The sequence below is a fragment of the uncultured Shewanella sp. genome, assembly GCF_947501225.1.
In the GTDB taxonomy this organism is placed as follows: Bacteria; Pseudomonadota; Gammaproteobacteria; order Enterobacterales; family Shewanellaceae; genus Shewanella.
The window spans coordinates 221,493-235,508 of sequence record NZ_CANMUW010000003.1 but is presented as its reverse complement, the minus strand read 5'-3'; the positions used below and the strand labels follow the sequence as shown (position 1 = coordinate 235,508).

General features: G+C 48.8%; 15 protein-coding genes. 4 read left to right on the top strand and 11 right to left on the bottom strand.

Features of this window, described 5'->3' with window-relative positions; all coding sequences use genetic code 11:
- Window positions 1-12: 12 nt before the first annotated feature.
- On the top strand, window positions 13-990 hold the full coding sequence (locus tag Q1B47_RS06575) for a sensor domain-containing diguanylate cyclase (protein ID WP_299790478.1): 978 nt from the start codon (window positions 13-15) through the stop codon (window positions 988-990).
- A gap of 102 nt (window positions 991-1,092) precedes the next feature.
- Here Q1B47_RS06575 and rraB read toward each other — a convergent pair whose 3' ends face one another.
- The 6 genes from rraB to Q1B47_RS06545 form a co-directional block, all read right to left on the bottom strand.
- Window positions 1,093-1,500 carry a ribonuclease E inhibitor RraB gene (gene rraB / locus Q1B47_RS06570; RefSeq protein ID WP_299790476.1) on the bottom strand — a complete coding sequence of 136 codons (408 nt, stop codon included), beginning with the start codon at window positions 1,498-1,500 and terminating at the stop codon, window positions 1,093-1,095.
- Between the two features lie 78 nt (window positions 1,501-1,578).
- Entirely contained in the window at window positions 1,579-2,301 is a 723-nt protein-coding gene (locus Q1B47_RS06565) for a 1-acylglycerol-3-phosphate O-acyltransferase (protein WP_299790473.1), read from the bottom strand.
- 223 nt (window positions 2,302-2,524) lie between these two features.
- Window positions 2,525-3,313, bottom strand: a complete 789-nt coding sequence (locus Q1B47_RS06560) for a metal ABC transporter permease (protein WP_299790470.1) — start codon at window positions 3,311-3,313, stop codon at window positions 2,525-2,527.
- A gap of 97 nt (window positions 3,314-3,410) precedes the next feature.
- Window positions 3,411-4,325: a zinc ABC transporter substrate-binding protein gene (locus Q1B47_RS06555; protein ID WP_299790466.1), complete on the bottom strand. Its 915-nt coding sequence runs from the start codon at window positions 4,323-4,325 to the stop codon at window positions 3,411-3,413.
- Complete coding sequence (locus tag Q1B47_RS06550; RefSeq protein WP_299790463.1) at window positions 4,309-5,505, bottom strand: hypothetical protein; 1,197 nt, start codon at window positions 5,503-5,505, stop codon at window positions 4,309-4,311. Before Q1B47_RS06550 ends, Q1B47_RS06555 begins: the two co-directional genes overlap by 17 nt.
- A gap of 97 nt (window positions 5,506-5,602) precedes the next feature.
- A complete protein-coding gene (locus Q1B47_RS06545) occupies window positions 5,603-5,917 on the bottom strand; it encodes an ABC-type zinc uptake system zinc chaperone (protein ID WP_299790460.1) in 315 nt (104 codons plus the stop codon).
- 278 nt (window positions 5,918-6,195) lie between these two features.
- On the opposite strand from Q1B47_RS06545, the gene Q1B47_RS06540 reads away from it, so the two are divergent.
- On the top strand, window positions 6,196-6,321 hold the full coding sequence (locus Q1B47_RS06540) for a hypothetical protein (RefSeq protein ID WP_299790458.1): 126 nt from the start codon (window positions 6,196-6,198) through the stop codon (window positions 6,319-6,321).
- A gap of 181 nt (window positions 6,322-6,502) precedes the next feature.
- On the opposite strand, the gene Q1B47_RS06535 is transcribed toward Q1B47_RS06540, so the two are convergent.
- Window positions 6,503-6,838 carry a hypothetical protein gene (locus Q1B47_RS06535; protein WP_299790456.1) on the bottom strand — a complete coding sequence of 112 codons (336 nt, stop codon included), beginning with the start codon at window positions 6,836-6,838 and terminating at the stop codon, window positions 6,503-6,505.
- 192 nt (window positions 6,839-7,030) lie between these two features.
- On the opposite strand from Q1B47_RS06535, the gene Q1B47_RS06530 reads away from it, so the two are divergent.
- A complete protein-coding gene (locus Q1B47_RS06530; protein WP_299790453.1) occupies window positions 7,031-8,662 on the top strand; it encodes a mechanosensitive ion channel family protein in 1,632 nt (543 codons plus the stop codon).
- Window positions 8,663-8,928: 266 nt separating this feature from the next.
- On the opposite strand, the gene Q1B47_RS06525 is transcribed toward Q1B47_RS06530, so the two are convergent.
- From Q1B47_RS06525 to Q1B47_RS06510, 4 genes are all read right to left on the bottom strand, one after another.
- The gene (locus Q1B47_RS06525) at window positions 8,929-10,641 is read right to left on the bottom strand and encodes a formate--tetrahydrofolate ligase (RefSeq protein WP_299790450.1); all 1,713 of its coding nucleotides are present in this window, start codon (window positions 10,639-10,641) and stop codon (window positions 8,929-8,931) included.
- A gap of 260 nt (window positions 10,642-10,901) precedes the next feature.
- The gene (locus Q1B47_RS06520) at window positions 10,902-11,735 is read right to left on the bottom strand and encodes a MaoC/PaaZ C-terminal domain-containing protein (RefSeq protein ID WP_299790981.1); all 834 of its coding nucleotides are present in this window, start codon (window positions 11,733-11,735) and stop codon (window positions 10,902-10,904) included.
- 247 nt (window positions 11,736-11,982) lie between these two features.
- Complete coding sequence (locus Q1B47_RS06515) at window positions 11,983-12,612, bottom strand: chemoreceptor glutamine deamidase CheD (protein WP_299790447.1); 630 nt, start codon at window positions 12,610-12,612, stop codon at window positions 11,983-11,985.
- 144 nt (window positions 12,613-12,756) lie between these two features.
- On the bottom strand, window positions 12,757-13,644 hold the full coding sequence (locus Q1B47_RS06510; RefSeq protein WP_299790444.1) for a TraB/GumN family protein: 888 nt from the start codon (window positions 13,642-13,644) through the stop codon (window positions 12,757-12,759).
- 56 nt (window positions 13,645-13,700) lie between these two features.
- Between Q1B47_RS06510 and Q1B47_RS06505 the strand changes: the two genes are divergently transcribed.
- On the top strand, window positions 13,701-14,015 hold the full coding sequence (locus tag Q1B47_RS06505; RefSeq protein ID WP_299790441.1) for a prephenate dehydrogenase: 315 nt from the start codon (window positions 13,701-13,703) through the stop codon (window positions 14,013-14,015).
- The last annotated feature ends 1 nt before the right edge of the window (window position 14,016 follow it).

The following is a 14,016-nucleotide window of genomic DNA, read 5'->3' as shown; positions in this document are numbered from 1 at the left end:
TGGACCACTCATATGTCATATGACCAAAGCGCAATGAACGAACTTCACTGGTTGATCGATATGGTTCAAACCATCGAAGTCGGCTTAGTGGTATTAGATAGAAATTATGATATTCAGCTTTGGAACGGCTTTATGGAGAACCACAGTGGTGTCTCCCCTAACTCCATTAAGGGCTGCAACCTTTTCGAACAGTTTGACTACCTGCCTGCCACCTGGCTTAAGCAGAAGATGGAGTCGGTTTTCCTGTTAAAGAACCGGGCCTTTATCAGCTGGGAGCAACGTCCCTATGTGTTTAAGTTTAAAAACTACCGTCCCATCACGGGCAGGGCCGACTTCATGTATCAGAATGTCACCCTGCTTCCGCTCTCTTCACTGACCGGGCAGATCACCCACATCAGCCTGATCATCTATGACGTAAGCGATGTCGCCATCAATAAGCTGCAGCTGAAAGCCGCCAACGAGCGCTTAGAACATCTGAGCCAGACCGACGGCTTAACTCAGCTGCATAACCGACGTCACTGGCAGCTCTGTATGCAGAGAGAGTTCGACCGACACACACGTTACGGCGATAAAACCAGCCTGGTCATGTTCGATATCGATCACTTTAAGAAGATCAACGATAACTTCGGTCATCTGGCGGGTGATAAGGTGATTCAACATATTTCTCACCTGCTGAAACAATCTCTGCGTGAAACAGATTGCGCAGGAAGATACGGTGGCGAGGAGTTCTCTGTGGTGCTGGCTAACACCTGCGCCGAAGATGCCCTTCATTTTGCAAACCGATTAAGGGAAAAAATTGAAAAGTCAGAGCTTATCTTCGAAGGCAAGCCGATAAAGGTAACCGTGAGCATGGGGATCAGCGATATTAATGATCAGCTGGAAAACAGCGGTCAATGGTTGGCATGCGCCGATCAGGCCTTGTATACCGCCAAGCAGTCGGGCCGAAATAACTGCACCATCTACGACGTGGAAACGGGTAGCGAAACATGATACCAGCAGGTATAACCTGCGGCTTCGAAATAACACTCTTCAAAAAAAATGCCCATCTAAGATGGGCATTTTTATACTATATGTATTCGGCTTCGCTATCTATCAATGATGTGGTTTCTCTTCAAACTCTTCATCATCAATATACTCTTCACCGTTTTCATCGATGAAGTAGGTTCCCCAGCCATCGTAATCCACCTTCTGCTTAGCGGCCAATACGAGGAGGGCTTCACACGCTTTATCCAGCATCTCTACATCAAGCTTATGGTGGGCGATGGCATCGAAACAGTAGATAACACTTCCATCTTCCAACTCCATCTCTTCGGCATCATTGACCTCAAAGCCGGCTTTGAAGGCATCGACCGCAGCCTTCTCCAGACGATCGAAGCTGCTCGATGAGAAATGGTGCTCGATAGTGTACTCAGCATCAGGCTTAGAACCATCATCCAGAATAGCGTTGACTATCTCCTGGTTTTCCTGTTTCTGAGCCTTAAGTAAACGATCAATTGACATGGATAACTCCCAATAAAAATTCTGGTGTGATTATACTCAACACAATCGAAAATGCGAGGTACACTTATCCCTGTCGGACTACTTAGCCATTAAGGCCGAGGCTTCCAGATTGAGTTGTGCCAATCTGGTTGACATCATCGAGTGGATTCTCGTTGAAAGCTCTTTCACCTGAGACTTAGCTAACCCTTTGGTCTCGATAGGCTCCATCATCTCGATGATCACTACGCCGTTATTCCAACGATTGAGTTTGATATGTCCTTGATTAGAGGCCAGCACAGGTACCATGGACACACCGGCTTCGATTGCGGTATGAAAGGCCCCCGACTTAAATGGCAGTAAGCCTTTGCCGCGAGAGCGTGTACCTTCAGGAAAGATCCAGATAGACAAGTACTTCTCTTTAATCTTCTTAGCCGCTTGAGCCATAGTCTCGAAGGCTCTGCTGCGATTCTTTCTGTCGATCAAAATATTACCGGATAGCCAATAGATCTGACCGAAGAAAGGCACCCAAGCTAAACTCTTCTTACCCAGACTTACCGTTCCTTTCGGTACAGCCGCAGTATGAGTAAACATATCGAAATTATTTTGGTGATTAGCAAGAAAGACGCAAGGCTCGGCGGACTCCACCTCCGGCTTACGTACAATAACCTTGATACCTAATACAGGGGCAGCAAAGGAAAATATTTTAGCGAACATGTGTACATTGTCGCGATGGCGCGGTCTCAACAAACAGAAAAGGCCACCAAAAACAAATGATAGCAGTAACATGACTGCTAAAATCAACGATCTGAGGATTAAAAGCACAACTAACTCCCTTGATATCAGTGGTGACAGTATAGCCAGCAAGGTGTTGCGACTCAATATATTGTTTACATTTGTAGACTGAGACCAACAGTTTTATAACCGAGTATTCCGAGAATTAATCGGTAAGCCTATCCCACCATTGAAGAATTAACTTTAATACAGATTAAACACAGCGGAAGTATATAAGCTCAAGCTTAACCAGGTTTTAACGGCGCGAACTTAATTAAGCGCTCACCGCCCCCTCGCCACGTCCTGTTTTCAGCAGAGCTAACAGCCCCCTGAACAGGATTGCACTCACTGCCAATGTCGCAACAATTGCGGCGCCACTAGGCAGATCGAAGCTAGCCGATAGTACTAACCCCAGGATATATCCGATTAAACCGACCAAATAGGCGACCACTAAACTGTGCTCAGCCTTAAACTTATTAACCGCCAGCGCTGGTAGTATAAGGGTACTGAACACAAGATAAACCCCGACCAGTTCGACAGACAGGGTGATAACCAGGGCAAACATGATATAGAAGCCACTGCCATCGAGCAGTTGCGGCCTTAAGTATATCGCTGCCAACACTAATGCCGAGACGGAAGCGGGAAGTATCAGTTGAGACCAGTTAACCCAGAGGATCTGACCAGACATCAACTGCTTAAGCATCTCGGCACCATGTGGGTCGTTAGACAACATCAGCATAGCTGCAACAGCGGCGAGCACATAGAAGCAGCCGATTATCGCTTCGAGTTCATCAGCCATCCGCTTAGACAACCAGGCAATAAAAGCCGCACCGGCAAGGGCAAAGAGCGCCGGCATCCAGACATGTGAAAACGGGATATGTTCAATATCGTGATTAAGGTGGGCGACAATCGCCCCCAGCGCCGCAACCTGTGCGATAGCCAGATCGATAAATATGATGCCACGCTTCAGTACCTGCCGCCCAAGGACAACATGGGTAGATAAAACCAATATACCGGCTGCAAATGCCGGTAATAGAATCGAGAGCAGATCGAGATCAAACATATAGTGGAACTCTTTGATTGAAGTAACTCATATAAGAGAGATACCGACGCCTGGCGGTAACTGCCAAGGCGTCGATAAGATGAGCAGGCAAGTCCGTTTACTTGCTACTTAGCCCTAACAACAGATCTAACACGCTGTCATAGAGGCTAAACAGATCCTGGCTCTGCTCATTCCCCCCCACCGACATAGGTAAGACCTGAACCGGCAGGTTCGCTCTGTCGCCTAACCAGTTCGCACCACGCTCATCCTGATAAGATGCGACGATAATCGCCATAACGTCACCGGCTTCGGTGCGTTTCAGCAAGCTGGCCAGATGGCTGCTGCTCGGCGGCAGCCCGGGTTTAGGCTCCAGATCGGCAACCTGCTCTATCCCTATCCAGTCGAACAGATATCGAAAACTTGAGTGATAGGCGATCACATTCTTGCCTTGTAAGGGTGCAGCCTTCGCTTCCCAGACAGGAATCGCATCTTCCCACCTCTTACTGAAGTCACCCAACGCCTTTCGATAGTCGGCACTAGAATCAGGGTCCAGCTGCACCAGCTTATCCGTTAAGGCCTCAGCAACCTTCAGCACCTTCTGTGGGGAGAAGTGCAGATGCGGGTTACCCTGAGCATGAACATCTCCCATGCTTCGATCGACAGACTCAAGCTGATCTAATGTCTCCACCTGATCCGCGGCAAAGAATAGCCCTCGGTCGGTCGATCGCACCCTGGCATTAGCTGACTTCATCTGCAACATAGGTAGCCAACCCACCTCGAGATCGGCACCGGCACAGACCGACAGGTCTGCCTGGCGCATCTTGGCGATAAGGCTGGGCCTGGCTTGCACCTGATGTGGATCTTGCATAGCCGTCGTCGCAGAATAGATCTTAGCATCCGGCGCTAACTCTTTAGCGAGGGCGGCATATTCAGGCTCACAGGCAAAAATATTCAGCCCGGCATTTGCGACGCAGGAGTAGCTCGCCATCAAGGCGAGCGCGGCTATTTTAGTCAGATTAGAATTGATGCGCACCGTGAGCCCCCAGAGTCATGACATATTGCAGAGTGATGACGTTGTCATCTTCTATACCATCGAAATTTGTTCCCTTCTGATTAGTATACTGCAGACGCACGGTAGAGAAGTGACTATGATGCCAGGCCAGACTTATCTCGCTCTCTTTCAGTTTCTGACTGTCGAAGTGATCGCCATGCATCTCCTGAGTATCCACTTCGCCATAACGCAGCCCCGCAGACCATTTAGGAGAGAACTGGTATACACCGCTGAGGTACCAACCCTGTTGATCATCGACACTATGTTCACTCTCATGTTCATCTGCATGAAGCGCCGGAGCAAAGTCAGTCACCTTAAAGTATTCACCACTGACTGTAAGGTGCTGATATTTATAGTTACCATTTGGTGCCCATTTATAGACGAAGTCGGCAATATAGGTATTCTCTCCCGTGTAGTTAGCACTGTGGCTGTGTTCATGACCATGGTCGTCACCACCGGCCTCTTCGTGCTCATCATGCTCCTCATGCTCATCGGCGGTCAGGCGGCCATTTTCGTTGCGCATATAACTAAGCCCCGCCTGCCAGGAACCATTGGCACCGATATCTCCACCAAACTTGGTATAGGCCGTGTAGATACCCAACTCTTCGAACTCACGCTCTCCGTGTTCATCCGCCGCGCGCATGCTATCACCCTTAAAGGCTTCGATACCCATCGCCCAATAGATATCCGTCGGCGCGACGTAAGTAAGACGAACACCATCATCAAAATAGTGGCTGCCAAGGAAGGCACGGTAGGCAGCGGGGCGATCTGAGAATGCATCGGTATGTACATGCTGGTTGTTGAGGTAACCCACATCAGAAAGGAAGCGACCCGCACGAACAGAGAAGCCTCCCGGCATGGCCAGGGTTTGGATGAAGGCTTCCTCGAGCCCCAATTCAGTTTCCCCGTCGTGCATCTCTACCACGGCGGTCAACTTGCCATAAAACATATCATCGATATTGGCACTCATCGCCAACTCGGTGTGCCCTAAACCGAAGCCTTCTACACGCTCCGCCATAGGGCGTTCGGTGTTTTGGTAATAGCCATCGAGTACCGCACTGATAGCCGGATTAGTCAGTGATGGGTCCTGTGCAAAAGCAGAGGTCGAAAACAGGGCGCACGCGGCGGCTACACAAGTGATGCGATTATTTAAAACAGTCATATATTTCTCCAAAATACAGCTTAACCCCCACCCTTTTTTAGGGCAGGTGGACAAAATCAAACACGCTTCATAATCAATAAAATGATTATCTGAGACGTTAAACTTCTATGGTGTGAATTCGATCTTGCGCTGAAATTGGAGGAGCTCGGCTACGAAAACGATTAACGTGAACCGCGTGATGCACACGAGCTCGATAGTTAACGACCTCATAGACAGGAAGTGAGACGGGAAGCTGAAACTGATGAGTTGGCAGTAACTTGTTTAACTGATGCTGATGAAAACAGAGAGTACAGTGTCCCTGTGCTCCATCATCGATATGCTCAACACTATGGGCAGAAGCGGCAAACGACAGGCAGATCAATATGGCAGACAGCCAAATTGCAACTCCTCGTCTTACGCTACTTTTCACCATAAAAAGGCACCATAGATAGTGTTTTGAAAAACTAATACCAACAAATCGCGGTCAAGTTTATGCAAACAGAAGGTTAAGTCAAGTTACGATTCGGCTATAAATGGCAACGATTGATACAATAAATGTAAGAAACCGTAAGTCACACTTCCCCCCAGGGTGATCCCGATCGATAAATTTCGCCAAATAATTAATACTGACTTAAGCTGTACAGACTAATATTGCATCAGATACATTAATTTTATTGTTCGAAATTATACCCACCGGGGGAGTATACGACCATGCTAGAATTCTTTCGTGAAAACTTTAAAATGATCCTTTGGACCGCAATCTTTTTCATTGCTGTTGGCGGTGGGATCTACTATGTCGAAACAGCCTTAGAAGCACAGGTTCAGGTGATCGATTAATTCAACACCCGGCTTATCTCTATGACCCGATTATTCAGATGACTGCGGGAATGCCTATGTTCCCGCGATCGACAGCGAGTAAAAAGCTGCCTGCTTAAGCAATCCTTTCATCAAGTGCCCCAACCATTGCCCCTTTCGCTGTCTCGCCAGTTAAACAATAGCACTGACAATAAACGCTCCCCTAGCGATACTTGCGTCTATGCTCGCTATCATCGATCTGGGGTTGCTCGGGTGCCTGGGTGACCTTCAGGTGATCCATCATATGGCTGACGAGCAAGATCATGGCCGAAAATATCGCGACCGCTGTAGTAATGTTGCGAAGCTCGGGCGTGAAGTAGCCGTAGACCAAGGCGGCAACACCGATATAAAAACCCAATATTTTTAAGCGGGATAGAGTTGGACTCTTGCCTAACCAAGCCTCACAGTGTGGGCACTGGATCTGCGAGTTTAAGCCTTTGCCTCTTTGGTTCAGAACCTGGTTTACACCAAAAGACTGACTACAGTGGGTACACAACACGTGTTGAGCCTCTACGTCTTACAAAAATTTCGATGCGTGAGTCTAACAGAATCTGAGTCAAAAATACGGTTTCCTGCCCGCCGTTATCACCATTCATTAAAATACCGAATAATGAAAATCAGCTTTCTCAATTTACAGTAACCTTACCAAAGTAATATTATAGGCACCGACCAAAGTAAAAGGAATTGACCTATGTATCGCATACTCTCTCTGGTGTTGCTCACAATAGTTGGGCTAAGTGGCATGCCTTCTCATGCAGAAACCAAGGTAGAAAGTTCGATAGAAGCCCCCGCTGAGTTCGGTGAACTCTCCTCACTGCAGAATTCGATCACTCAAGATGTCCAGCGCCTCAAGCAGACGAAAGGGGAGCTAACCAGCTTCACCGAATACCGGATTAAAAAGAATGCCCAGCAGCTCCACCTTAAACTCAAGGAGTTGATGGATGAGACACCGCTTAATATCGAGCTGTTGCGTCCACTGGTCAAAGAGCACCTGGATTTCATCAACCAGGTGGATAGCTATTACGCCAACGAGATCAAGCAGCTAAAGAGTAAACTCGGTAAAGATAGTGATGCCATGATCATGATGCAGCTCTCACTCACCGAGAGAGAGCGTGACGAGCAACTGGAAGCCAAACTCGACACCCTGGAGTGGGCAAAAAAGTTAACAATCGATACAGGAGATCAGGCCGAACTCCTCAGCCAAACATTGGTTAAACGCGCCGATGAGCTCAATAGCCTGGTTCAATACACCCAGGAGAAGCTACAAAATGCTGTGGATGAGGCCAGCCTTGCCGGCAGCGATGTCACCTCAGAGCAGACTCTGCTCGTCACTCAACTCAACGAAAGACTGGCGCAGAGCAGCTCCAGCCTGGCCGTTGCAATAAGTCTGCTTGACGCTGTAGGTCAGGATACCGCCGAATTGAAACAGACCCTGTTCAGTACCTCAGGGGATATCACTCAGGATGTACTGAATATTGATGTCGCCTCTAGCCTGATAGAGCAATGGTTCAGCGCGGCTAAGACCCAAGCCATAGATAACGGACCCGGAGTCATATTTAAACTTTTTATCTTCGTCTTAATTCTGTTTATTGCCAATCTGGCCGGCAAACTGGCTCAGAAAATCGTTAAGAAAACGGTCAGCAACTCCAAGTTACAGTTCAGCCTTCTGTTGCAGGAGTTCTTTATCTCGCTATCGGGTAAGGCCGTATTCACCTTAGGTGTTCTCATAGCCCTCTCTCAGTTAGGAATTGAGCTCGGCCCGCTGTTAGCTGGTTTCGGTGTTGCCGGTGTGATTATCGGTTTTGCACTTCAGGACACGCTATCAAACTTCGCATCGGGCATGATGATTCTTATCTATCGCCCCTATGATGTCGGCGATCTGATCAATGCCGCCGGAGTGACGGGTAAGGTCAGTCATATGAGCTTAGTATCAACCACCATTAAGACCCTGGATAACCAGAGATTGATCATCCCGAATAATAAGATCTGGGGTGATACCATCAACAACATCACAGTTGAACATCAAAGACGTGTGGATATGACTTTTGGCATAGGCTATAGCGATGACATAGAGAAAGCCGAACGCGTCATGAATGCCATATTACAGGAACACCCTAAGGTACTAAAAAACCCTGAGCCCATCGTCAAGTTGCATACCTTAGGTGAGTCTTCGGTAGATTTCGTTGTGCGCCCTTGGGCCAGACCCGAAGATTATTGGGATGTATATTGGGATGTGACCCGCACCGTTAAGATGCGTTTCGATGAGGAAAATATCAGTATTCCATTCCCGCAGCGGGATGTGCATATTTATCAATCAGAGTGAAACAGCAAGACGCTCACCAAGTGAGCTAATTGACGGGCACGCCCTAACCGGCGCCAGCAGAGCTGACTGTACAAGCTAAGACGATGCTCACTACGAGCTGACTAATATCAATCGATATAACACAGGTATTTCTGGCTAACAGGAAAACAGGGCTTCAATGATTTGTCGCCTTGTTTTCCCTTTTTGAGCCTAGCTCGTCGAATAGGTTTCACCGTCCGCAAAGCGATAGGCCAAAGGCCGTCGTCTCAGCCCTTTCAGGCTTAAAGTTACGCCAACCCGACTATCTCGTCGTCCTCATTGATATCCACATTCAGATATCCCGGCTTAATACCCAGCCCCGGCATTGTCATCACCTTACCGACTAAGGCTGTGATAAAGCCCGCTCCGGCATTGACTTTCAGTTGGGTGACAGGAAGCTCAAACCCTGTTGGAACCCCCTTAACTTTGGGCTCATGACTTATCGATAGCGGCGTCTTGGCCACGCACAACGCCAGCTTATCTAACCCCATGGATTTAATCTCCTGCAGCTGACGTCTGGCATCGTTTGACAAGCTTACCCCCTTGGCACCGTAACCCGCCTCGGCGATAGTGAGCAGTTTCGACTCAATATCCGAGTCGAGCCGATAGAGAAAGCTGAAGTCTGACTCCTGCTCCGTTGCAGTAACAACGGTTCTAGCGAGCGCCTCTGCGCCTTTCGCCCCCTGCGCGAATCCATCACACACCTCACAGCCAAAGGCCTGTGTTTGCGCTACCTGCGCCTTAAGCCATGCCAGCTCCTCATCGGTATCGGTAGGAAAACGATTTATCGCTACAACGACAGGCGCTCCATACTGGCTCACATTATCGATATGCCACTTAAGATTGGCAAAACCGGCTTGAAGGCGTGTCATATCGGGCTGGTTGATATCCCTTTGAGAATCGATTCCGGAGTTGGCTTTCAGCGCCTTCAACGTCACGACCACAACGGCAGCATCGGGGGCTTTGCCCGATACCCGAGCCTTGATGTTACAGAACTTCTCAAACCCCATGTCGGAACCAAACCCACCCTCAGTCACCACGAAGTCGGCAAGCTTTAAGGCTATCCTGTCGGCGATAATCGATGAGTTCCCATGGGCGATATTGGCGAAGGGGCCGGCGTGGATGAGGCAGGGGTCTCCGGTTAATGTCTGCATCAGGGTTGGCTCTATTGCATCGGTCATGATAACCGTCATCGCCCCGGCAACACCCAGCTGCTCCGCAGTGATAGCGCTTCCCCGGGTGTCCAGTGCCAGCACTAACTGGCCGATACGCTTGCGCATATCTTTCAAATCCAGGCTCAAAGCCAAGATTGCCATCAATTCAGACGCGGCGGTGATATCAAAACCCGAGTCGTGAACGGGGCCGTTATTAGCTCCCAACCCTACAGTTATATTTCTCAGGCTGCGCTCATTATGGTCGACTACCCTGCGCCACAGGATCTGCTGCGGATCGATATCAAGGGGATCTTGTCCGGACTGTTCCCGGAACTCATCGGCCGTCATTCGGGACTCATGAAATAATCTGGCATCGATAGCGGCAGCAGCAAGATTGTGAGCACTGCTCACGGCATGAATATCACCGGTAAGGTGCAGGTTGAGCTCCTCCATCGGGACAACCTGAGAGTAACCACCACCGGCTGCCCCTCCCTTGATACCAAATACCGGCCCCATGCTGGGTTGGCGAATACAGGCACAGGTTTTCTTACCGATGGCATTTAACCCTTGGGTCAACCCAATGCTGGTAACGGTTTTCCCTTCACCGAAGGGAGTTGGCGTCACGGCAGTGACGACCACTAGCTTCCCATCCAGATTATCTTCTACTCGATCAAGGATGGAGAGGTTAACTTTGGCCTTAGTGTCTCCAAAAGGAGAGAGTTCAGATGGGGCAATGCCAAATTTCTCTGCGATTTGGCTGATAGGGCGATGCTTACTTTGACGTGAGATCTCAATATCGGTCAGCATTCTAATGTTCCCCTTTTTTAATAATATGTAGGATAGATTCAGGTGGAATAAAATGTGCGCCCCGAATATAGGGGATCTACGACGTGAGCTAAATAGTTAACCATCAAATGTCAGACTTATTTAAGCTTTTATGAATCTAAATCAAAAAACATGGTCTTAGCCGTTAACGACTTGTTTCAGCGATATAGATAAAAAGTAAAAGGCGTATCGAGCGCCTTTTACTATTCAATCGAATGGAAAACTGAGTAAGATGCTCAGAGCTATATAAATCTAAGCTCACCGGATAGGTGCGGGCGACGACCGCGGGAGTCTCTCAACTCAAACACGAGACTCTCCTCACCATCTTCAGAGGCAAAGCTCACATCCGCAGGCATGAAGAGCGGCAACTTAAATGCGACATCCACTGTACAGGGGCGATCGCCAATTTGCGGCATCATCTGGGCTATGCAACGGGCTTTAGACCACATTCCATGAGCAAGCACTCTATCGAAACCAAAACGCTTAGAGAGCAGCGGATGCAGGTGAATCAGGTTATAGTCGCCGGACGCTTTAGCATAACGGCGGCCGAGATCATCGGACAGAGACCACACTTGCGGTGTATCCCACGCCATTCCATTACCCTTTGGCGGACGAACACGTCGCGAGGCACTTTCAATACGATAAAGGTAGGTCGACAGTGACTCCCATACCAACTGGCCATCGACGAAAGCCCGGGAGACCAGATCGAACTCCAGCCCGGAATCAGTCACCTGGCTGCCGGTTAATTCACACTCTATATCGAACTTCTCATCGACACCTACGCTTCGGTGACGGGTGATGCTATTTCTCAGATGTATCATCCCCAACAGAGGGAAGGTGATAGCCTGGTGGGTGAAAATCACCGCGTGCAGGCGAAATGCCATCACATAGAGATAGGTCAGGGGGAGTGTTTTACCATCGAAATCGAAACCACAGACAGAGGCGTATTGCTCAACTTTATCTCTTGATAAAGCGATATTGCCACTACTGACCCGGATCTTAGGTAAGGCCTGCTCATTCCAACCCGGCTTACGACCAAAGAAGATCTTGCGATACAAGGAGAACAGCGAAGGCATCGCCTTTAATTCAATCGAATAATCTTTTTCCACGCCTACCGAACCTTTCAAATTTCAAACCACCAAATCGATATCAAGCGCGCGATTATACCCAAAGCGAGCGAGTTTGTCCTTAGTTGTAACCAACAAAGGGGCCCTGATAATCAATCGCTAACAGATGTGCAAAAAGTATGGAACAAGAAACGAAACAACTTAGTTACTCGGCTTAGGGTATCAGGCCACGAACCTGGCTAGCTGAGCCAGGCTGCTAATCGAATAGTTCGACCTGATTGTCCTCCTGCTCAGAGACAATCCCTTTGAGATAGACCTTCTCCTCCTGCATCATCTGAGTGATTCGCTCCGGAGACATACGCTTCAATAGTACTTTACCGCTATTGGGATGAAAGAGGACTTTCCTTGGCCAGGGGCCGCCTAGATCCTCTTTCTCTATCACTATCTCCTCAAGCGCCAGATAGTTTTTCACAAACTCAATATTAGACTGACCGACATTCAGCACCGAGCCCTTCGTCATCTGGGCACCACCAAAAACTTTAGCCTTTAAGCGGTGACGCTGCCCTCCGGCAGCCAGGATGCCGTTGATCAACTGCTCCATAGCTAAGTTACCGTAACGACAGGAGTAACTGGTTAACTGGTGCCAATCTTCATGCAGCTCTCTCTCGGGAAGAAGAAAATGATTTAGCCCACCAATTCCCAACAGTGGATCCCAGATGCAAGCTGCGACACAGGACCCCAAACGGGTAAAGATATATTCATCCTGGGAGGTAATATAGAAGGCACCGGGATCGACTCTGGCGATCACCTTTCTGTGTCTATCGTCCCAATTTCTGGGGATCCCCTCGAAGCCGGTTCGTGGCGGAGTTAGTGCGACAGTTTGCATTCAGCCTCCCTGCTGTAGAACGGGTTGGAACAACTGCTGAACCCAAAAACGGAGTTTACACAAACAGGCCAGCTTTCAGAGTATAGTCAGCACCGCGTCAAGCTGCCCGTTATTTACAGCTGTGCAAGCTTTACGAAAGTTCACTTATCTCGGGCTGCACTGATGCTTCCAGCAGTTTGTCGTCCTGGCACCATGTTTTTGCATCTCAAGCACCATGCTTCTCTCACCAACAACATGTCCGGCTCCTACCGCGATGAACATAGGCTGAGGCGTATCTGGGTCGAGCATCAACTCCCGGATCCTCTGTGCCATGTCTACATTTCTTTGCCACAGTATCTTCTCCAATAACTCTGTATCGTCACCATCTGACATCTGCCCCTCCATCAGCTCGGCAAGGTGCTGTTCATCTCCGGTTCGCCACGAACTTATCAGTCCATGCATATCCTCATCGGGTCCCTCTATCGCCTCTTTAACCATACTCCATTGAGTATCGCTGTCGAAGGAAGCCATGAGGCGAAACTGAAATTCGGTACTTTCCAGTTCCAGCAAGGGCCTGCCTCTGTTTTTTGAGATCAACACCTGCTCGACACCATATACCGCGCTGTAACCCAAGGCTTCAAACCTGGCCATACCCAGTTGCATCGACTGTAGCCAAGGCGCATACCCCCGCAACGCGGCGCACTCGTTAAGCCTTTTCTTGCAGTAACCATCAAGAATGGCCTGAGTTTCGGCATCGATAGGTGCCTGGCCTATGCCATATTTTCTGATGAGAGAGGGGATATCTTCGCTGGCAGCATCGGCTTCGACGGCCAGGGAAGCGGCAGAGTCAAAGATTGACTCAATCTGAGCCGCCATAGGATAAAAGTCTGCCTTACCTACATGTATAGAACCAAGCAGGTATGAGACTTTCCCTTTATATTCAATTTTATAAAAAGGAGGGGTGTCCAATGGTGCAGCCTGGACACTCGCAAGGCCCATAGACACAAACGCCCATATCATTACAACTAATCGTTTAACTTGACTTGTTGCCATCTACTTCGCCCCTTATAATCCCGACAATTAAATATTTATGTAAATGAGAGGCTGTTATGCCACACACACGTGTTATTGAACAACTAAGAGAAAATTTACAAACAGCCTATCGTAAATCGATCGATGCCGATGCCAAGCTGGATGAATTAAAAAAAGCCGGCCATGGTAAGTTCAATACTATCTTCACCCATGAAGAGGGTTTCAGCACCAGCAGCAATCGCTTCCGCCCTTATGTTCAGGAACTGGCGGATGAACTCGATAAGATGCCAACCGATGCGGAGTCCCTGCCCGCAGCCTTAGAGAAATTTGTCCGTAAGCTTGGGGTATTACTGCAAACCCTGCAAGCTTTCAAAGAGCAGACCAAAGAGTAAA